General features: G+C 66.7%; 16 protein-coding genes. 5 read left to right on the forward strand and 11 right to left on the reverse strand.

All coding sequences use genetic code 11. The features are described 5' to 3' along the window. Positions 1-12: 12 nt before the first annotated feature. The 6 genes from AC4D16_RS12465 to AC4D16_RS12490 all read right to left on the reverse strand — a co-directional run bounded on the left by AC4D16_RS12465 (position 13) and on the right by AC4D16_RS12490 (position 6,847). Complete coding sequence (locus AC4D16_RS12465) at positions 13-1,680, reverse strand: formate--tetrahydrofolate ligase (RefSeq protein WP_490955241.1); 1,668 nt, start codon at positions 1,678-1,680, stop codon at positions 13-15. Positions 1,681-1,705: 25 nt separating this feature from the next. Next, positions 1,706-2,476, reverse strand: a complete 771-nt coding sequence (locus AC4D16_RS12470; RefSeq protein WP_490955242.1) for a phosphatase — start codon at positions 2,474-2,476, stop codon at positions 1,706-1,708. Between the two features lie 31 nt (positions 2,477-2,507). Beyond that, entirely contained in the window at positions 2,508-3,755 is a 1,248-nt protein-coding gene (mshA, locus tag AC4D16_RS12475) for a D-inositol-3-phosphate glycosyltransferase (RefSeq protein WP_490955243.1), read from the reverse strand. 298 nt (positions 3,756-4,053) lie between these two features. Beyond that, positions 4,054-4,275 (reverse strand): hypothetical protein, encoded by a 222-nt coding sequence (locus AC4D16_RS12480; protein WP_490955244.1) that lies wholly within the window; start codon positions 4,273-4,275, stop codon positions 4,054-4,056. A 482-nt stretch (positions 4,276-4,757) separates the two neighbouring features. Further along, entirely contained in the window at positions 4,758-5,408 is a 651-nt protein-coding gene (locus AC4D16_RS12485) for a histidine phosphatase family protein (RefSeq protein WP_490949901.1), read from the reverse strand. Beyond that, positions 5,405-6,847, reverse strand: coding sequence for a CCA tRNA nucleotidyltransferase (locus tag AC4D16_RS12490; protein WP_490955245.1), 1,443 nt, complete (start codon positions 6,845-6,847; stop codon positions 5,405-5,407). The genes AC4D16_RS12485 and AC4D16_RS12490 overlap by 4 nt, the downstream gene beginning before the upstream one ends. Positions 6,848-6,989: 142 nt before the next feature. Between AC4D16_RS12490 and AC4D16_RS12495 the strand changes: the two genes are divergently transcribed. The 5 genes from AC4D16_RS12495 to trxA all read left to right on the forward strand — a co-directional run bounded on the left by AC4D16_RS12495 (position 6,990) and on the right by trxA (position 12,533). After that, on the forward strand, positions 6,990-7,520 hold the full coding sequence (locus tag AC4D16_RS12495; protein WP_490949899.1) for an NUDIX hydrolase: 531 nt from the start codon (positions 6,990-6,992) through the stop codon (positions 7,518-7,520). Between the two features lie 72 nt (positions 7,521-7,592). Beyond that, positions 7,593-9,332 (forward strand): murein biosynthesis integral membrane protein MurJ, encoded by a 1,740-nt coding sequence (gene murJ, locus AC4D16_RS12500; RefSeq protein WP_490955246.1) that lies wholly within the window; start codon positions 7,593-7,595, stop codon positions 9,330-9,332. Between the two features lie 75 nt (positions 9,333-9,407). Further along, positions 9,408-10,976, forward strand: coding sequence for an ABC transporter substrate-binding protein (locus AC4D16_RS12505; RefSeq protein ID WP_490955247.1), 1,569 nt, complete (start codon positions 9,408-9,410; stop codon positions 10,974-10,976). A gap of 212 nt (positions 10,977-11,188) precedes the next feature. Then, positions 11,189-12,181 carry a thioredoxin-disulfide reductase gene (gene trxB / locus AC4D16_RS12510; protein WP_490955488.1) on the forward strand — a complete coding sequence of 331 codons (993 nt, stop codon included), beginning with the start codon at positions 11,189-11,191 and terminating at the stop codon, positions 12,179-12,181. 25 nt (positions 12,182-12,206) lie between these two features. Beyond that, a complete protein-coding gene (trxA, locus tag AC4D16_RS12515) occupies positions 12,207-12,533 on the forward strand; it encodes a thioredoxin (protein WP_490949896.1) in 327 nt (108 codons plus the stop codon). A 2,652-nt stretch (positions 12,534-15,185) separates the two neighbouring features. Here the strand turns inward: trxA and AC4D16_RS12520 are convergent. From AC4D16_RS12520 to yidC, 5 genes are all read right to left on the reverse strand, one after another. Next, positions 15,186-16,265: a ParB/RepB/Spo0J family partition protein gene (locus AC4D16_RS12520; protein ID WP_490955489.1), complete on the reverse strand. Its 1,080-nt coding sequence runs from the start codon at positions 16,263-16,265 to the stop codon at positions 15,186-15,188. Between the two features lie 529 nt (positions 16,266-16,794). Beyond that, positions 16,795-17,682, reverse strand: a complete 888-nt coding sequence (locus AC4D16_RS12525; RefSeq protein ID WP_490950129.1) for a ParA family protein — start codon at positions 17,680-17,682, stop codon at positions 16,795-16,797. Positions 17,683-17,985: 303 nt separating this feature from the next. Then, complete coding sequence (rsmG, locus tag AC4D16_RS12530; protein ID WP_490949894.1) at positions 17,986-18,657, reverse strand: 16S rRNA (guanine(527)-N(7))-methyltransferase RsmG; 672 nt, start codon at positions 18,655-18,657, stop codon at positions 17,986-17,988. Beyond that, a complete protein-coding gene (locus tag AC4D16_RS12535; protein WP_490955248.1) occupies positions 18,650-19,273 on the reverse strand; it encodes a Jag family protein in 624 nt (207 codons plus the stop codon). The genes rsmG and AC4D16_RS12535 overlap by 8 nt, the downstream gene beginning before the upstream one ends. Then, entirely contained in the window at positions 19,270-20,232 is a 963-nt protein-coding gene (gene yidC / locus AC4D16_RS12540) for a membrane protein insertase YidC (RefSeq protein WP_490949892.1), read from the reverse strand. The genes AC4D16_RS12535 and yidC overlap by 4 nt, the downstream gene beginning before the upstream one ends. Positions 20,233-20,241 lie beyond the last annotated feature (9 nt).

Below are 20,241 nucleotides of genomic sequence, written 5' to 3' on the forward strand. Positions count from 1 at the left end.
AGGAGGGGACGCTCAGAAGAGCCCGACGGCGTGACCTCCGGCGTCCACGTCCATGCGGAGCGCGGCGGGCTCGCGTGGCAGGCCGGGCATCGTCATGACGTTCCCGGTGAGGGCGACGACGAACCCGGCGCCCGTCTTCGGGATGAGATCACGCACCTGCAGGGTGAAGCCCGTCGGCGCACCCAGCAGGGAGGCGTCATCGGAGAAGGAGTACTGCGTCTTGGCCATGCACACCGGGAGGTCGGACCAGCCGTTCGCCTCGATCTCGCGGAGCTTCCGGCGTGCTGTGGAGGAGAAATCGACACCGTCGGCGCCGTAGATCTCCCGCGCGATGGTCCCGATCTTCTCCTCGATCGACTGGTCCAGCGGGTAGAGGTGCCGGAAGGACGTCGGCCGGTCGAGCGCGGCGAGCACGGCGGCAGCGAGGTCGTCGCCGCCCGGTCCGCCACCACCCTGTCCCCACACGTCGGCCACTGCCGCGTCGATGCCCTCGGCGGCGCACCACGCGAGCAGCCAGTCGAGTTCGGCGTCCGGATCATGGGTGAAGCGGTTGACCGCGACCACGGGCCGGATGCCGAACTTCTCGATGTTCCGCACGTGGCGGAGGAGGTTCGCCGTCCCGTCCTGCAGCGCGGGGAGATTCTCACCGGCGAGATCGGCCTTGTCCACGCCGCCGTGCATCTTGAGCGCGCGGACCGTGGCCACGATCACCACGGCGTCGGGGGCGAGATCGGCCGAGCGGGCCTTGATGTCCATGAACTTCTCGGCGCCCAGGTCCGCACCGAAGCCGGCTTCCGTGACCACGATCTCCGCGAGACGCTGGGCCGTGCGAGTGGCGATCACGGAGTTGCAGCCGTGTGCGATGTTCGCGAAGGGTCCGCCGTGGACCAGCGCGGGCGTCCCGGCGATGGTCTGGACGAGGTTGGGCTTGACCGCGTCCTTGAGCAGCAGCGTCAGGGCCCCCGCGACGCCGAGGTCGTCGACCGTCAGCGGACGGCGGTCGGAGGTGTACCCGAACGTGATCGCGCCGAGCCTCGCCCGCAGGTCGTCGAGGTCCGCGGCCAGGCAGAAGACGGCCATCACCTCCGAGGCGACCGTGATGTCGAAGCCGTCCTGGCGCGGGGTGCCCTGCGTGGGACCGCCGAGCCCGATCACCACCTCACGGAGGGCTCGGTCGTTGACGTCGAGCACCCGCTTGAAGGTGATGCGTCGAGGGTCGATACCGAGCGCGTTGCCCTGGTGGATGTGGTTGTCGATCAGTGCGGCGAGCGCGTTGTTCGCGGAGGTGATGGCGTGGAAGTCGCCCGTGAAGTGCAGGTTGATCTCGTCCATGGGCAGCACCTGGGAGTAGCCGCCACCGGTGGCCCCGCCCTTCATGCCGAGCACGGGCCCCAGCGAGGGCTCCCGCAGGGCCACCATGACGCGCTTGCCCGCACGTGCGAGGGAATCGGCCAGCCCCACGGTGCAGGTGGACTTCCCCTCCCCGGCCGGTGTGGGGCTCATGGCGCTGACGAGCACGATCCGGCCGCGGGCACCGCCGGTATCCGGCAGCAGGTGCGGATCGACCTTCGCCTTGAAGCGCCCGTACAGCTCCAGTGATTCACGTGGAACACCGGCGGCGGCGGCGATGTCCTCGATGGGCCTGATGGTCGCGGCGCGGGCTATCTCGAGGTCGCTCATCCTGAGAACCTATCAGCGGTGCCGCTCAGGTCAGGGGCAGGCCGGCCCTGTCGAGCACGTACCGGACCAGCGGGTCGTACAGGCCCGGGCACACGTTGTCGTCGAGGGGCACGGCCACCTCGAGGTGGCCCTGCGCCTCCGAGACGAACAGTCCCGGGTCGTTGCAGTCCGCGAACCCGAGGGTGGGCAGACCCACCGCCGCTGCGTGGCCGGCCCAGCCGTGGTCCGCGACCACGAGGTCCGGCAGTGCCTGCCCGTCCGCGACGAGCGAGTCGAGGCTGAGGCGCATCGGCTCGGGGAAGTGCGTGTGCATGAGGCCGCCGTGCTGATGCCAGACCAGTACCCCGAAGATCTGCCGGATGTCCCCCTCGCGGAAGCGGCGTCCCTCCGGCACGCGGACCGCCTTCGCGCCCACCTGCGTCACCGACCGCGCGAAGGCGGCGCGGACGGGCAGCAGGCCGGCGGGATGACCGGTGGCGAAGAGGATGCGCTCCTGACGGTGCGCGGAGGCACCGAGGCGGTCGGCGAAGCGGTCGAGTGCCGCAACGCAGGTGGCCGCATCGATGGTGTCCTGGCCCTCCACGTGGTCGCGGTCGGGGCTGGTCCCCACGCGCTCGTGCATGAGGTCGAAGACGTCGTCGTACGTCCACGCGCGCGTGAGCTCCACGCCGAACTCGAGGTTCTCGTTGCCCTCGAGGAACTGCCGCATGTGCTGGAGGTTGTTCTCCCGCGGCGTCGCCACCTCACCGGTGATGTGGACGGAATCGAGGTACGCGGCGAGCTCGGTGGGGGTCACGCCTCCATCCTAGGCGGGGCGCCGTGCCGCCTCAGTGTGCAGCGGCCGTGGGAAAACGGTCGACGGCGGTCCGATAGCTCTGGGCGGTGAGCAGCGCGGTGCGCTGCCACCCGAAGGCGAGCGCGTGCGTCGCAGCGCCACGCCCCAGGGTGTTCCGAAGCAGGGTGTCGTCATGCAGCCGTTCCAGGGCCGACGCCCACGCCGCCGCTGTATGGCCCTCGACCAGGAGGCCGCTGCGTCCGTCGCTGATGGCCTGCGGGAGACCGCCGACGTTCGCCGCCAGGACGGGGGTTCCGCACGCCTGGGCCTCGAGGGCCACCAGTCCGAAGGATTCGCTGAAGGACGGCATGACGACGACGTCGGCCGCCCTGAACCAGTGCGCCAGGTGCGCCGGGGTGACCGGCGGGTACAGGCGGATCTCGTCGCACAGCCCCGCTTCCTCGATGAGCGGCTGGAGCGCGAGGGCCTTCGAGCCGCTGCCGGACCCGAGGATGCTCACGGCCAGCGGGATGTCGGGGCGGCGCCGCTTGAGTTCCGCCGCGGCGGCGACCAGCACCTGGGGGCCCTTGAGCTTCTGGATGCGCCCGGCGAAGACGACGTGGAACTGTCGGGGCGCCACGCCCAGCGCGGTGCGGGCGGCGCCCCGGTCTCCGGGGTTGAAGGTGGCGAGGTCCACGCCGGGCGCGACGACGTCGACCCGGTTGGGCTCGGCACCGTAGTGCGTCACGAGCTCGGACGCCTCGGTGCTCGTGTTCGCGATGAAGCGCGACGCACCGCGGACGATCTCCTGTTCGCCGATGACGCGCTCCTCCGGCTCGGGCGTCGTGATGGCTTTCATCCGGAGGTTCTTGACCCTCGCCATGGTGTGCATCGAGTGCACGAGCGGCAGGTTCATCTCACGGCTCAGCGTCAGGCCCACGGTCCCGGAGACCCAGTAGTGGGAGTGGAGCACGTCGAAGTGCCCGTTCGCGAGGAGATCGGCCACATCGGTGATCGCGTCGGTCAGCGTCTCCCGCAGGCCCGGGAGCGCTTCCTTCGGGATGGGGCGTGGCGGGCCGGCGTCGAGGTGGTGCACCACCACGCCGTCCGCGAGCACCTCGCGGTCCGGCCGGCCTGCGCCCGCCTCCCGCGTGAAGATCTCGACGTCGATCCCGACGCGCGCGAGCTCGAGGGCCGTGCTCCTGATGTAGACGTTCATGCCGCCGGCGTCGCCGGCTCCCGGCTGCTCGAGCGGGGAGGTGTGCAGGGACAGCATGGCCACGCGCTTGACGCCGGACACACTCGCTCCCTTCCGACCGGCTGCGGGGTGGGCCGGTCGAGTGACCACACGACCCTATAACGTGGCGCTCCCACGCCTCATTCCTCGGTGCCGCCTCCGCGATCGGCGGCGGACCGGCATCGAGGCACCGGCCCCGGAACGGCGGAAGCCCGCGCCGGGCGGCGCGGGCTTCGCACGGGGTGTCCTCAGGGACATCACGTCCTCCTGATGCAGGGCGGTCCGGACGTACCGGATGACCGTCGTCGCCGGGATCGCTGATCTGATCGCCGGTCTCGGGCAGCCGTGTGCGCTCGGGTGGTCACTTGATCTGGAGGGTGTGCTGCGGCAGCCTGAGGTCGGCCGGACGGCCGTCGCGCTGGGCCTCGGCCCTGGACAGGACGAGCCCCCAGAGGGCGACGCTCCGGCGCCACCTCGCGAGCATCCGCTGCACCTCCTTCCGATGCTGGAAGCCGGGCATGGGGCCGGCCGCAGGGTCGCGCAGCTCGTCCACGGCGCCCACGGGAGTGAGATTCCCACTCATGATGAATTCGCCGGTGGCGCGGAGATCGGGCGGCTGTGATTGGTCAGGAGGATTGATCTCCTGAAGGGGGGCGGAATTGACGTGCGAAGCGGGCATGACGAATCTTTCGAATGACGCGCGAAGAGGCGCAGAGAACAAGAAGCCGCTGAACGGCGGGAAAGGAGAAGGAAGTCGCGTAGGGGCGCGGGATGAGCGAGGAGCTAGCCGGCCGGTGCCGGTGCGCGGACTTCCTAGTGCGTACGGATGATGAAGGCGGGATTGGCGCCGCGGGCAAAGGCTCCGCTGAGCATGGTATTCACAATCTCCACCTCCAATTCATCGGGAACTCGCATAGTCCTGCGTGCCGGCGTCGACCTCATGTTGGGAAGCCCCAATGGCACAAGAACAAAGCTACCCCAGGAACGGGCGGTGCGTACACCCCTGCGCGGCCGAATTCCGGAATTGTTTCGGCGTCATTCGACGATTCTCGAAAAGAAGGCGTGTCAAAGATTCCAGTGGACGATCGCGGGAGTCCGCTTGTCCCACCCCAGGGCACAGACGGCCGCCGTGCCGAGCACGAACCTGCGACCCTCGATCCCACCGAACTGCAGCCACCGCGCTGCGACGATGCGGAGGAAGTGACCGTGGGCCACCAGCAGTGCGTTCTGCACGGGAGCGGCACCGGGGTCGCGGTCCTCGGGGGTGCCACAGCCCGCCTGCACCCGGGCGATCACGCGATCGGCCCGCTCCGACACCTGGCCGAGGGTCTCGCCGTTCGGCGCGCCGTCGTTCCAGATCAGGTACCCGGGATTGTCACGGCGTACGGCCGCGCTCTCCAGCCCTTCGTTGTCGCCGTAGTCCCACTCGTGGGCGAAGGGCAGCACCTCGGCCTCCGGGAAGCCCGCGAGTTCCGCCGTCCGCACGGCGCGCTGCAACGGCGAGGTGAGCACCAGGTCGAACGGCACGCCCGCGAGATGCTCCCGCGCGGCGAGCGCCTGCTCCTCGCCGTGCGGCGTCAGCGGCAGGTCGGTCAGGCCCGTGTAGCGGCCGTCCCTGGACCATTCGGTCTCGCCGTGCCTGAGGAGCCACAGCTTGGGCAGCGGAGTGCCCGCAGGGGTGGTGTCTGGCGCCGCGGCGCCGGTCATGGGTCTCATGGGGTCTCCTGCGCTTCGGGCTGCTCGGTCCACCATCGGCGGAGTTTCGCCTCCGCCTCGTCCGGTTCGTGTGGGCCGTGCTCCATGCGCTCCTCCAGCAGGAACCGGTAGGCGCGGCCCACGGCCGGGCCTGGGCGGATCCCGAGGAGCGCCATGATCTGCTCACCGTCGAGGTCCGGGCGGATCGACGCGAGTTCCTCCTGCTCCGCGAGCGCGGCGATCCGCTCCTCGAGGTCGTCGTACGCGAAGGCGAGGCGCTCGGCCTTCCGCCGGTTCCTCGTGGTGACGTCGGAGCGTGTCAGGCGGTGGAGCCGCTCGAGGAGGGGGCCGGCGTCGCTGACGTACCTGCGCACGGCGGAATCGGTCCACCCGGCCTCGCCGTACCCGTAGAACCGCATGTGCAGCTCCACGAGCCGGGCCACGGCCTTGATGGTGTCGTTGTCGAAACGTAGGGAGCGCAGGCGCTTGGTGGTGAGCTTCGCGCCCACCGCGTCATGGTGCCGGAAGCTGACGGCTCCGCCGGGCTCGAACCGGCGTGTGGCGGGCTTGCCGATGTCGTGCAGGAGGGCGGCGAGCCGCAGCACCACGTCGGGGCCCGGCACGGCGCCGTCGCCCCTCGTCTCCAGCGCGCAGGCCTGGCGCAGCACGGTGAGGGAATGCTGGTAGACGTCCTTGTGGCGGTGGTGCTCGTCGGACTCGAGCCGTAGGGCGGAGACCTCGGGCAGCACGTGGTCGGCGAGGCCCGTGGCGACCATCACGTCGATCCCGGCGTCGGGCGCCGCGCCCTCGATGAGCTTCACCAGCTCGTCCCGCACCCGCTCCGCCGAGATGATGCTGATCCGCTCGGCCATCGCCGTCATCGCCTCCGACACCTCGGGCGCCACCTCCACGCCCAGCTGCGAGACGAAACGCGCGGCGCGCATCATGCGCAGGGGGTCGTCGGAGAAGGACGACGACGGCGTACCGGGCGTGCGCAGCACACCCGCGTGCAGGTCGCGCACACCTCCGAACAGGTCCACGAGCTCCAGTGAGGGCAGGCGCAGCGCCATCGCGTTGATGGTGAAGTCGCGGCGGAGGAGGTCGTCCTCGAGGTTCGTGCCGAAGGAGACGGCGGGCTTCCGGGACTCCGGATCGTACGCCTCGGCTCGGTACGTCGTGATCTCGATCTGGTGCTCGCCCTTGCGCAGCCCGATGGTCCCGAAGGCCCTGCCGATCTCCCAGTGCGCGTCCGCCCACCCCTTGATCACGGCGAGCGTGCGGTCGGGGTCGGCGTCCGTGGTGAAGTCCAGATCCGGTGACACCCGGCCGAGGAAGAGGTCCCTCACGGGCCCGCCCACGAGGGACAGCTCGTGACCCGCCGCGGCGAAGAGCTGACCCACCTCGAGGACCACGGGGGGTAGGGGTGCGGTGAGGGTGGAGGTGTCCAGCAGGTGCGCCATAGTCCTCCAAGGGTGCCAGATCGGGCCCTGTTTCCCACACCGGACGTGTGCCCGGAGCGGGCCGTACAAGGCGTTGCGGGAGTGCCGTTCCGGGGTTCCGTACCGTTAAGGCGTCCCGGGAAAGATCGTTAGAGTGGTCTGCATGGACCGACCCGTTCCAAGTGCACCGAAACGCACCCCGTTGACAGTGTCAATGGGAACCACGGGTATGCCTGCCGTGCACCACCAGTTACCCACGGTGGAGGAGGTGTCGGCCGGCGGGATCGTCGTGGACACCGCCCGGGACACGCTCGACGTCGCCATCATCGCCCGGCTGAACCGTGGCGGTCGCCTCGAGTGGTGCCTCCCCAAGGGCCACCCGGAGGGCTCGGAGAACAGCGAGCAGGCGGCCGTCCGCGAGATCGCCGAGGAGACCGGCATCGAGGGCAGGATCGTCACCGCCCTCGGCAGCATCGACTACTGGTTCACGGTGAGTGGCCACCGCGTGCACAAGACGGTCCACCATTTCCTGCTCATCAGCACCGGCGGGTTCCTCACCATCGAGAACGATCCCGATCACGAGGCCGTGGACGTCGCCTGGGTGCCGCTGCACGAGCTCGGCCGCCGGTTGTCCTTCCCCAACGAGCGGCGTATCGCCGACCTCGCGCGCGAGGTCCTGCCCGAACACCTCTAGGCAGCGCGTCGGGGCGGTGTGTGCGGGCCCGGCTCGCGCCGTCGTCGCCCGCCGGGTGAGACGATGGGAACGATGTCTGACACGAACACCGCCTCCATCCCCTCGCAGGACGCCGGACGAGCCGCACCCTCACCGGCGGCATCCGCACCCGGTCCGACGACGAGCGGATCGACCGCACGCTCGAGTGCGATCATGGCCGCGGGCACGCTGGTCTCACGCATCCTCGGTCTCGTCCGCGTCGCCCTCCTCGCGACGGCCATCGGTGCCTCCGGGCAGGTGTCGGACCTCTTCACCTCGGCGAACACCCTGCCGAACTTCATCTACCTGATGCTCGCGGGCGGCGTGTTCAACGCCGTGCTCGTGCCGCAGATCATCAGGGCCAGCAGGCAGCAGGACCGCGGGGCGGACTACGTCAGCCGGCTGCTCACGCTCGCTGCCGCGGCCCTCCTCGTCCTCACCGTGCTCGCGACACTCGCCGCCCCGGTGATCGTGTCCCTGACGACGGGTTTCACGGGCGCCAACCTCACCTTGACCACGGTCTTCGCCTACTGGTGCCTCCCGCAGATCTTCTTCTACGGCATCTACGCCGTGATCGGACAGATCCTCAACGCCAACGGCTCCTTCGGTCCCTACATGTGGGCACCCGTGGTCAACAACATCGTGTCGATCGCCTTCCTGGTGCTCTTCATCGTGCTCATCGGGGGCGAGCAGGCGGAAAGGCACAGCCCGGACACCTGGACCCTGACCCAGACCCTGCTGCTGGCCGGTGGCACCACGCTCGGCATCGTGATGCAGGCGCTCGTCCTGATCGTCCCGCTCAAGCGCCTGAAGCTGGGCCTGCGCCCGAGATTCGGTGTGCGCGGAACGGGCCTCGGCCGGACGGGCCGACTCGCCTCGGTCACGATCGTCACCATGCTGATCGGCAACGGTCTCTACCTCGTGAACCTGCGTGTCGCCACCAGTGCCGCGGATGCGCGCCAGAGGTTCCTCGCACAGGACCCGCCCGTGGAGATCGCAGGATGGACCAACCTCGAGATCGGGGCGATGGTGTACCAACTGCCGCACGCCGTGATCGCCCTGTCCCTGGCCACGGTGATGTTCAACCAGCTCTCCTCCGCGCACGCGGACGGCGACCTGGCCGCCGTCCGGGCCACGCTCTCCGAGGGCCTGCGCATCATCGGCGTCGCCACCGTGTTCGGCGCGGCGGCCCTGCTCACGTTCGCGGGCCCCCTCGGCATGCTGTTCAGCGAGTCTCCCGAGATCGCGGCCATCAATGGTGTGGTCATCGCGATCCTCGCCGTGGGAGCGCCGTTCCTCAGCGCCAACTTCTTCCTCAATCGCGTCTTCTACGCCAGTGAGGACGTGAGGACGCCGCTGAAGATCCAGCTCATCCTGTCCGTCGTCGGCGTGGTGCTCGCACTGATCGCGGGCATGTTCGACCCCCGCCTGATCGTGCCGCTGCTCGCTGTCGCCTACTCCGTCGGGAATGCGATCGCCGTCGTCGTCAGTCATGTCTTCCTCACGCGCTCCATCGGTTCCTACGGCGCCGGGCACGTCTTCGACGTCCATGTGAAGCTGGCTCTCGCAGGGATCGTCGCCGCGATCGCGGGGAGCGCGCTGTGCTGGTCCTTCGGCGGGTACGAGATCGAGGGCTTCCTGTGGGAGTCGAAACTGAACGCCGTCGTCGTCCTCGCCCTCGGCGGAGTGGTCATGATGCTGGTGTACCTCCTGATGCTGAAGCTGCTCCGCGTGACCGAACTGGGCGAGTTCCTGCGGCCCTTCACCGCGAGATTCCGCCGGAGTGGCGCCTGACGCAGGCGCCCGGCATTGCGCCGACCGACCGGTAGCATGGGGAGAAATCAGCCAGGTGTCGCCGGGGAGGAACACGTGCCAGAAGCAGTAGACGTCGGTTCGGTGCTGGGCGGCCGTTACAAGGTGACCGCCTACGTGCTGGCATCTGCTGAGAAGGATCTCGTGCTCGACGGCGTGGATCAGGTGCTCAACCGGCCCGTCAGCATCCTCGTCGCGGCCGCCGGCAATGCCTCGCAAGTCGCCACGAGCGCGCGGGAGCTCGCCACGGGTGACCGCGACAGCAGAATCCAGGTCCTCGATCTCGGCATCACCGATAGCGGAACCTACCTCGTCACCAATCGCGCTCCCGCGGTGGACATGCTGGACCTCATCGTCCAGCAGGAGGCCCGCCGTGAGGATGCGCCGTACATCGAGCCGTTCTTCACCGACACCCTCGGCTCCGAGATCTTCGGCCGCCCGCGGTCCTCGGAGCCCGAGACGTACGACGACGACGAGGAGTACGAGGACCACGAGCGCCCCCGGCGGTCGCGCCTCGGTGGTCTCTCACGCCGGTTCGGGCGGCACTCGTCCTCGGCGGACGGGCGGGACGACGACCTGCAGGACGACGACACCTCGGGGCTGCCGCCGGTCGTCGCCGGTCCCGTGCCCCGATCTTCCTCCCACACGGTCCCACCGCCGCCCGCGCACAGGCCCGGCGGAGCGTCCGCAGCAGCGCCCGGCGGCGGGTCACCTGACGACCGGCAGAACCACGAGCGCCGCCGGCACGACGACGGTGACCGCCGCAGCGCTGCCGCCGTCGGTGCCGCCGGCGTCGCGGGTGCCGCGGCTGCCGCTTCGCACCAGCCCGAACGCGCCGCCGCCCGCTTCCCGCTCTCGGGCGGACGCGACAACGACACCCATCGCACGCCCGACGATGCCGACGTGTACGACGGCGACGAGTACGACGACAACGACAACCCGTCAGGGGGTCGCACGTTCACCCGTGTGCTCGTGGGGGTCGTCATGGCCATCGTGCTCGTCGTGGCCGTGTTCGCTGCGGCAACGCAACTGAGCACCATCTCCGGCGGCACACAGGTGGCCGATGGCGGGGGGGCCACCGAGCAGGTCACCACCGAAGCGCCCGAGGACACCGCTCCGCCCGCCGCGCCCACGGCCAGCGCTGAGCCGACCCCCGAGGCAGTCACACCCGTGGTCACAGGTATCTCGCGGCTCGTGCCGCAGAACCCCGGGCTCGATGCCGCCAATGACACCACACTGCCCCTGATCATCGACGGCAACCCGTCCACCTTCTGGGGTAATCAGGTCTATGCCAGTGAGACCTTCGGTGGACTCGCGACGAATCTCGCTCTCGTCCTGCAGCTCGAGGAGGAGTCCACCGTCTCATCGGTGAGCATCGCCCAGCTCAACGGATCCGGCGGCTCGTTCTCCGTGCTGGTCAATGACCAGCCGACGCTCGAGGGCGCAGAGCAGATCGCCCAGGGCGGCTTCACGGCGCCCACGGTCACCCTGCCCATCCCTGACGGCGCGGACGGGCCCCGGACGGGTCGGTACGTGATCGTCAACTTCACGCAGCTCCCACGCCTGTCCAACATCCAGGCGCAGTATCCCTTCGGCCTACGGATCGCGGAGATCACCGTCGAGTGATGCGGACACGCACCTCCGGGCAACCCTTGCCTTGAGGAGATGCAGGCGGAATAAGCATCTGCACGGCACCGTTGTGGGGAGTGTTCGCGGCTCCGCCCAGCATGGGCTGCGCAGCGTATGACAAGACAGAAAGGTCTTTCGAGAACGTGACAACGAACACCGAAGTCCCAGTCGAGGTCCCCACGACCGACGGGCCCGATGCCGGGACCACGATCCACGACGTGATCATCGTGGGTTCCGGTCCGTCCGGCTACACCGCAGCCGTGTACACGGCGCGCGCGAATCTGAAGCCCGTGATGATCGCCAGCTCGGTCAAGGCGGGCGGTGAGCTGATGAACACCACCGACGTCGAGAACTACCCGGGCTTCCCCGAGGGCGTACTCGGCCCCGATCTGATGGATCAGTTCGAGAAGCAGGCGCGGCGCTTCGGCACGGAGATCCTCTACGAGGACGTCGTCTCCGCGGACCTGTCCGGCGACATCAAGAAGCTGACCATCGCCACGGGCGAGGTGTTCCTGGCCCGCTCCGTGATCATCTCCACCGGCTCCGAGTACCGCGAGATCGGGCTCGACGACGAGAAGCGTCTATCAGGTCACGGTGTGAGCTGGTGTGCCACGTGCGACGGCTTCTTCTTCCGGGATCAGGACATCGCCGTGGTCGGCGGCGGCGATTCCGCGATGGAGGAGGCACTCTTCCTCACGAAGTTCGCGCGCTCCGTCACCGTCATCCACCGACGGGACTCCCTGCGCGCCTCGAAGATCATGCAGGACCGCGCATTCGCCCACGAGAAGATCCGATTCCTGTGGAACGCGGAGGTCGTGGGTATCCACGGCGCCGAGAAGGTCACCGGACTGACCGTGGCGAGCACCGTGGACGGCACCACGAGTGACATAGCGGTGACAGGCATTTTCGTTGCTATAGGCAACGATCCTCGCGTCGATCTCGTGAAGGACCAGCTCGAACTGACCAGTGAGGGCACGATCGCCGTTCAGGGGCGTACGTCGAAGACCTCGATTCCCGGCGTGTTCGCCGCGGGCGACGTCATCGACCCGACCTACCGGCAGGCGATCACCGCGTCGGGGAGCGGCTGTGTCGCAGCCCTCGACGTGGAGCACTACCTGGCTGACACCGTGCCCTCGTCCGAGACAGCTGCGCGCGTCCCCACCCCGCCCGCAGAAGCAGTCTCCGAAATAGCTTCCCTCTGATTCAGCAACCGCAAGGAGTAATGCCATGAGCAACGCAAAAGATGTGACCGACGCGTCCTTCGACGCCGATGTCCTGCAGGCACAGAAGCCGGTCATCGTCGATTTCTGGGCGGAGTGGTGTGGCCCCTGCCGCATGCTGTCCCCGATCCTCGATGACATCGCAGCCGAGCACGCGGAGAAGATCGACGTCGTGAAGGTCAACGTCGACGACAACCCCGCCATCGCCGCGAAGTACGGAATCACCTCGATTCCTGCGGTGTACGTCTTCAAGGGCGGCGAGGTCGCGGCGAAGTCCATCGGTGCCAAGCCCAAGCAGGTCCTCGAGCAGGAGTTCGCAGCCTTCATCGCTTGATTCAAACAGCTCGACCTGCGCGCGGGTCCCAGGAAGAGCCCGTCGGCCATGCCGACGGGCTCTTCCTGTAAGCCGAACCGCATGCATGATCGGCGTCGACGAGTGAGTCGACGCCTGAGAACGGCCGTGAGGTGAAGGCGCGGACGCCCCGCGTCGGGTCCGCGGCGGAACTAGCGCGATGGTTCGACCAGCGCGTCGGTTTCACGTGGAACAGCTCTGCGCCCAATCAAAACATTGCTCTCCCGCCGGTCACCGGAACCAAGCGCCATACAGTGGTCGTGTAGGGCACACCCCCAGAGCCCACTCGTGTTGAGAGACGCATCACGGAAAGCACGCCTAGCCGGACCACCGGTGAAGAGATCGTGACTCTGGGGGCGACCATAGAACAGCAGAAGCGACAAAGCCGGGCAAAGCCAGGAAATCTGCAAGGAATCTCCTGACTACGAGGGTTGCCGCTGGTATGACGTGCGCATCCGAGCTGGTACGTGGTGGGCATCCGACGAGTACAGAAGTCGGCTGCCGCTCTGAGGACGGAGCAAGCCGACCAACGAAACGGCCGGATCGCCGCCGCCAGAGAGACCGCATATCTGTCGCTACCTGCCACCCGCAAGAATTCGAAGGGCCGGTCCAATAATTGCCTTTACGCCTTCCTCTGCAGGACTGCACGGCATTGACGATGCCTCTCCGCTGACGGGCGCTGGCATCGTTCTCGCCAGAAGTACAGGACAACCGAAAAATAGTCGCCAGCGTACGGAGCAGTTTCACGTGAAACACAGCCCATGGCCAGCCGGTCATCAGCGTACGGCGACCTACCAGGACCGCGTAGCTGAGGAACACTCCTAGTTACCCAACTGCGTCCAGCCGGCGCGTGGGTAATCAGCAGGGCGAGACCACACCTACGCTCCTTGCTCATTTCACTCTTGGGACGTTCTAGTCGTGGTTTCCGTTCTCGTACTGATCTTCGTTCTCGCTCTGGTTCTCGTTCAGGTTCCGGATTCCGGTGACGACATGCAGCTCGGAAGGCCGCACCGATGAAGCCGTGCAACAGAGAATCGACCCCTTTACCGCCGTCAATGTGTTCAAGCCTGCACCCGACGTCCTTGACCCGCTGCCAGGCGGCATCTCCCGCCGCTAGTAAGGACGATCTGACAACATATGCATAGCAAGTTTCACGTGAAACCGTACGACGCTGCACGTGGTAGGCGAAACGGTCACTGACAAAAAAATGTCGCCCGCCGCCAGGATTAGACGTGGCGCGAGACGTGGCGCGCTACGTGACGGCGGACGATTCGGGTGCCTCCTCTGGCAAGCACCGGCGCTCATCACAGCTCGTCCGGCGCGCGACGGGAACCTCAACTCGCTCAACCGTTTAGATCTTTAGTGCCTACAACGGCCGCAGCGGGCCACGTCTAGCGCTCGCACCACGTGAGAAACTTCCAATCGGTGATCCGCCGCCGTCCGAGGAGTAGCAATCAGGGGTTTCACGTGAAACGGGAAGAAGGATCAACGCGTTCCTACGAGGCGCTGTGCGAAGGTGCCGTCGACAACTCAGCCAAGCTGGAACAATCTCAAGCCAGAACGTTGCCTGTACGTCCGGGCTCATTGAACGATCACCAGTTCAGTCTGAATCGCCGGCTGAACGCTGCGCTCAATCGATCCGTGATCTGCGCATCGTCCTCGCAGCTCCCTGTGGATCTACCACCACATTCGAGAAGCTCGGGTGCTCGCACGATTCGCCGCCGCACCCGTCTATCTCGCTCGCGGGCGAGAGTTGCGACCACTAAACTTCTGCGATGGCGCCGTGTTTCACGTGAAACCTCCTGACACGCTGGCTACAACTCTCGAGTGACCGGTCAGCCAAACCCTTCGGCTTCACTCGCTTGGAATTCTGACCTCAGGAGGCTGCCGCACCCTCTAATCACGCCGGTATCGTCGCCAATGGTAGGCGAGGGGTGCCAGCGGCGGTGCGAGTGCAACCAGTCGGCCGACGAAGCGTCCAACAGCTCCTCGGGATAGGCACCGGAAACCGGTCATAATTTGATCGGAGGCAACTAGGAAAGGTAGGAGTCGGTCGTCCCACCGGCTGCCGTGCACTTCTGAGCGCCTTCGAACGCCGGGCAATTACCCCGACCGCCGAAGACTAACACCTTGGCGACGACCTTCTCGCGTCAGAAAGGATGTTCGACCGGCCTGCCCTGTGGGAGGCATCTGTGCTTGTTTCACGTGACACAGATCGATTGTGTGCAGTTCTGTGGTGCATAACGGCCGCTCAGCAGGCCTTCACCGTCGATCCGAGGTCGACCCCGCAGCGCCACAGGAGTGGGCCCAAGGCATCCGCCCACTCGATCTGCCAACGGTTCCACGCGATCACGACAGCGCGATGTGGGGCACACCCGCGGTACCGGTGTACCAGCCACCAGCACCGATTGGGGTCCCATAGAACAGGGCGCTCCACGCTGACACTCATCGCTATGGCCCTCGATCGCGTCTCCGACTCGCAGATCCCTCCGACAGGGCGCACAACGTTCCACGTGAAACGGGGATCAATGCCAGTAAGACTCCAGACGTGCGCATCGACAAGCCGCGCGGTACAGAGCCCCCGGCGCGGGTCAGCTGTACCGTTGCGCACTGAGGGCGCAACCCGTTCAAGCTCTATTGATCGGGCGAAGGGGCGAGGACACCGACGATCCGGTTGAGGTCATCGACGCTTGCGAATTCGATACTGACCCGACCTTTTTTGGCGCCGAGAGTAATCTTGACGTTGGTATCAAGGCGGTCCGAGAGCGACGTGGCGAGATAATCCAACCTCTCGTGCCTGGCCCCATCACGCGGTGCGTTTGCCCTGGTCGCTCTCCGCAATCCGCCGCTCAGCGCAACGATCTCCTCGGTGGAGCGAACGGACAACCCCTCAGCGACGATTCGCTGGGCAAGCTTCTCCATCTCCGCCGCGCCCTCCAGACCGAGCAGGGCCCTGGCATGACCGGCTGAGAGTATGCCCGCGGCAAGCCGCCGCTGTACGAGCGGGGGGAGTTTCATGAGGCGCAGCGTGTTCGAGATCTGGGGGCGAGAGCGACCGAGCCGTCCTGCGAGCTCATCATGGGAGCACCCGAAATCATCGAGGAGCTGTTGGTAGGCAGCAGCCTCTTCGAGTGGATTCAGAGCGCTACGGTGGAGGTTCTCGAGAAGCGCATCGCGCAGGAGGTCGTCATCGAGCGTCGACCGGATGATCGCGGGAACGGTCTCCTTCCGGGCTTCACGCGATGCCCGCCACCGACGCTCACCCATGACCAGTTCATATGTTGCGTCGCCGCCTTCTTGGGAGGGTCGAACGACGATCGGCTGCAGGACACCGATCTCCCTGATGGAATGCACCAGTTCGGCGAGCTCATCCTCATCGAATTCCACTCGGGGCTGCTTGCGGTTCGGGTGGATGTCATCCAGGCGCAGATCGGCGAAGGTGACACCGGGTACCTCCACCAAACCCTCGTCGCTGCGTGACTGTACAGGATCGAGCACTTCCCCGGACGGCGCAAGGCCCTGATCGGCGGTTTCACGTGAAACGGTCCGGCCAAATTCCGCCGCTGCGACCTCTTCGCCGCTCTCCGTCCCGGCCGCTGATGACAGAGTCGAGTCGGCCGTCATCGAGCTCTCGGGCGATGAAGCACCTTCTGCACCGGACGTGACGACAGACGTCGACGCGTCGCTCTCACGATACTCACCATCGAGAGACACCGACGCTGATCGAGGGTGCTCGGTCGCCGACGAGTGGTCCTGCCGCTCGGCACCGCCCAACGTCGTCGACCCCGCAGCTGGTGCGACTTCCTCTGTCGTTTCCCGCCCTACCGACGGTCGCGAGGCCGTCGTCTTCCTACCCGATGTCTTCGCAACCCTTTTGGTTTGCGCGTCGAGGACGTTCTTGTTGATCCCACTCCGCAGGGCCGATGAATAGGACCGTGGCTGGTCGACCACATCCTCCTCCGTCACGCGCTCGAAGAAGAGGTCGGCCGGACGTCCCGACTGCTTCTTCTGAGTCGCGGATTCGCGTCCCGACGGGCGGTCGTCACGCCTGGGCGAAGCCTCCTCAACGGGTACTGCAGGCGCGGGGGCCTCGTGAGCAGCCTCCGCCGGTCCGCTGGGAATGAGAGCTCCCAGTCCCCGTCCGAGACCGCGTCGCTTCTCTACCATGTTGTTCCTTCCGGGGGCGGAACCCTGCTCCGTCCCTCTACTACTCTTCGCCCGGCTGACCGGATACGACGTTGGCCTAGGAGCGGGATGCGATTTCTGCGGCGGCTTCCTGGTAGGAGAGCGCCCCGCTCGACGACGGATCGTACGTCATCACGGTCTGCTGGTAACTGGGAGCCTCGGAGATCCTCACAGAACGGGGAACCACCGCCTTGAGCACCTGCTTCGGGAAGTGCTCGCGCACCTCCGCGGCAACCTGGGCCGCGAGGTTGGTCCTGCCGTCGTACATCGTCAGGAGGATCGTGGACACCGAGAGGTCGGCATTCAGATGCTTCTGGATCATCTCGATGTTCTTGAGGAGCTGGCTCAGGCCTTCCAGGGCGTAGTACTCGCACTGGATGGGTATGAGTACCTCTTGAGCAGCAACGAAAGCGTTGACGGTGAGGAGCCCGAGACTGGGTGGGCAGTCGATGAACACGTAATCGAGCCTCTGTTCGCCCCGCTGCTCCCTCTCCTTGGCGTAGACGTCGATCGCCCTGCGGAGTCGCTGTTCCCGAGCCACGAGGGACACGAGTTCGATCTCCGCGCCTGCGAGATGGATGGTGGCCGGCGCAACGATGAGGTTCGGCACATCGGGGCATGGGGCGACGACGTCGGCGAGGGGAACGTCGTCGATCAGCACGTCGTAGATCGAATCGACGTCGGCGTGGTGATCGATGTTGAGAGCCGTGGACGCGTTGCCCTGTGGGTCGATGTCGATGACCAGGACCTGCAGACCGGCCGTTGCCAGGGCGGCGGCGATGTTGACGGTGGTCGTCGTCTTCCCGACGCCACCCTTCTGGTTGCTGATCGTCATGATCCGGGTGTGCTGTGGCCTCGGTAGCTGCTTGCCCTGCAGCTTCTCACGGCGTCTGGTCTCGCTGGCGAGCTCCCTACCGAGGGGTGAGGATTCGTCCATCGCCTCCATGACGCTCTTTCCCTTGTTCGCGGGCCGCGCCACGGGTGTCTCAACTGCCACTACCCGTACCTCCGGCGCTGTGACGCCTGTATTGGCCGGATCGGTGAACACTCCGGGCTGAATCTCGCGAAGGCCGACGGCCAGTGAAGCAGCGTTACTCAGCCTCGAGCCGGCCGCCACGACGGATCCGTCCTTGATGGTCACTGTCGGAACTCACTCTCACATGCTGGTCGACGTTCGTCCTAAGCCTAGCCGCAGGACGTCGGGTCCTCGATCGCCGAACGGCCGAGCCGAACTGTCAGACACGACCGATCATCGTGCCCGGAGGGGGATACGGACCACCGTGGTCGGCTCCTCGAGAAGTGCGCCGCCGACCTGAAGGATCTCAGGCGTACCTCCACCGAGCTTCCTGATCTGCTTGCGAGCCTTCTCCACCTCGTCGGCCGCGCTCCGACCCTTGATTGCGAGTACCTCGCCGCCGGCCGTCGCGAGGGGAAGAGTCCATCCCGCGAGTGTCGAGAGAGCGGAAACGGCCCGAGCCGTCACGTACCGGCCGCTCACGGTACCGATGACCTGCTCTGCACGTGCACGATGCACGGTGACGTTCACCAACCCGAGCTCGGCGACCACCTCGTTCAACCAGGTCACCCGCCGCTCCAGGGGCTCCACGAGATGCAGTTCCAGATCAGGTCGCGCAATCGCGATGGCGAGCCCCGGGAGCCCGGCTCCACTCCCTACATCGACCACAGAGGAGTGCTGATCCATCAGCTCTCCGACGACGGCACAATTGAGCACGTGCCGCCCCCACAGACGCGGCACCTCGCGCGGACCGAGCAGCCCTCGCTCGATCCCGCTCGTGGCAAGGTGCTCGACGAAGCCATGGGCCAGTCCGACACGTTCGCCGAACACCGATGCCGCTGCATCGGTTTCGGACGCTGTCAGCGGGGGTACGACGACGTCAGGGCGCGTGACGTCGTCAGTCATCGCCCGGGGAGACGACGATGTGCCGGGCTTGACCCTCACCCTCGGACTCGCTGACGAATCCGAGATCAGCGACGACGTCGTGGACGATCTTCCGCTCGTAGGCGGACATCGGGGGAAGGGCGATCTCCTCGCCCGTCTCCTTGACCTTCGCGACGGCGTCCTCGGCCACCTTCGTCAATTCCTTGCCGCGCTGGTTCCGGTACCCGTCGACGTCGAGCACGAGCCGGGACCGCGTCTCCGTCGCCGTCAGGACACTCAGCCGTGTCAGTTCCTGCAGTGCCTCGAGGACTTCGCCGTCCTCTCCGACGAGGGCGTCGAGGCCTGTGTCGGGCCTACCCTCCGAGACGATGGAGATGTACGTCCGGCCGCTGCGCACCTCGATGTCGATGTCACCGTCGATGTCCGCGATGTCGAGGAGCTCCTCGAGGTAGTCGGCCGCGACGTCGCCCTCCTCATCCAGACGGGCAGCCTTGCCACTCCCGGTCGACTCCTGATCCGATGCGCCGCCCTCGGCGTCGTCGAGTAAGCCTTCGGGCGCATCGTCAGGTCCGCCGACCGTGGGCTCGACCTCGGTGTCGGGCGCCTCGGAAACCTGCTCTTCGTTGTCCACGGTCATCGCTTCTTCCTCTTCTTCCGCTGGGGCTGTACGCGCTGCACCCTGGGCTCGGGCACGGTCTCGACCACGGGCTCCGGCTTCCGCTCACCGAGCAGGGGCACCATGGGCAGTCCCTTCTTGGCGCGACGCTCGGCGAGGGCCTTCGCGGCGGGCGAACCCGGCGTGGGCATCCGACGGATCACGTAGAACTGCTGCACCATCGTCCAGACGTTCGTCGTCGTCCAGTACACGAGCACGCCGATCGGGAAGTTGATGCCACCGATGCCGAAAACCAGCGGGAGGATGTAGAGCATGATCTTCTGCTGACGCATGAAGGGGCTCTGCATGGCCTCCTCGGACATGTTCTTCGCCATGATCTGCTTCTGCGTGATGAACTGCGAAGCGGTCATGGCGATGATCATCACGACCGAGAGGATGATCACGCTGATGTTGCCGTTGGCGCCGAAGCTGCCGAGGAACGTCGAGGAGAGCGGGGCGCCGAAGATCGTGGCGGCATCGAACTGGCGCACCGACTCCGGCGAGAGCGCACCGATCTCGGTGCCCTCCTCGCTGGCCCGGGAGATCCCGTTGAGCACGGTGAAGAGCGCGAAGAAGAACGGCATCTGGATCAGGATGGGAAGGCACGCGGCGAAGGGGTTGGTCCCGTGCTTCTTGTACAGGGCCATTTGCTCCTGCGTCATGGCCTGGCGCGAGAGCTGGTCCGTCTTGCCCTTGTACTTCTGCTGCAGCTTCCGCAGATCCGGCTGCAGGGCCTGCATGCCGCGCTGCGCCTTGATCTGCTTGACGAAGACGGGGATCAGGGCGGCACGGATGACCACGACGAGACCGACGATCGACAGCACCCAGGTCCACCCCGATGCCGGATCCATGCCGAGGAAGGTGAACCCCTCGTGGAACATGAACATGATCCACGACACGAGCCACCTGAACGGCGCCAGGATCGTCTCAAAAAAACCCATAATCAGTTA

The sequence above is a fragment of the Arthrobacter sp. TJ-236 genome (genome assembly GCF_058269235.1).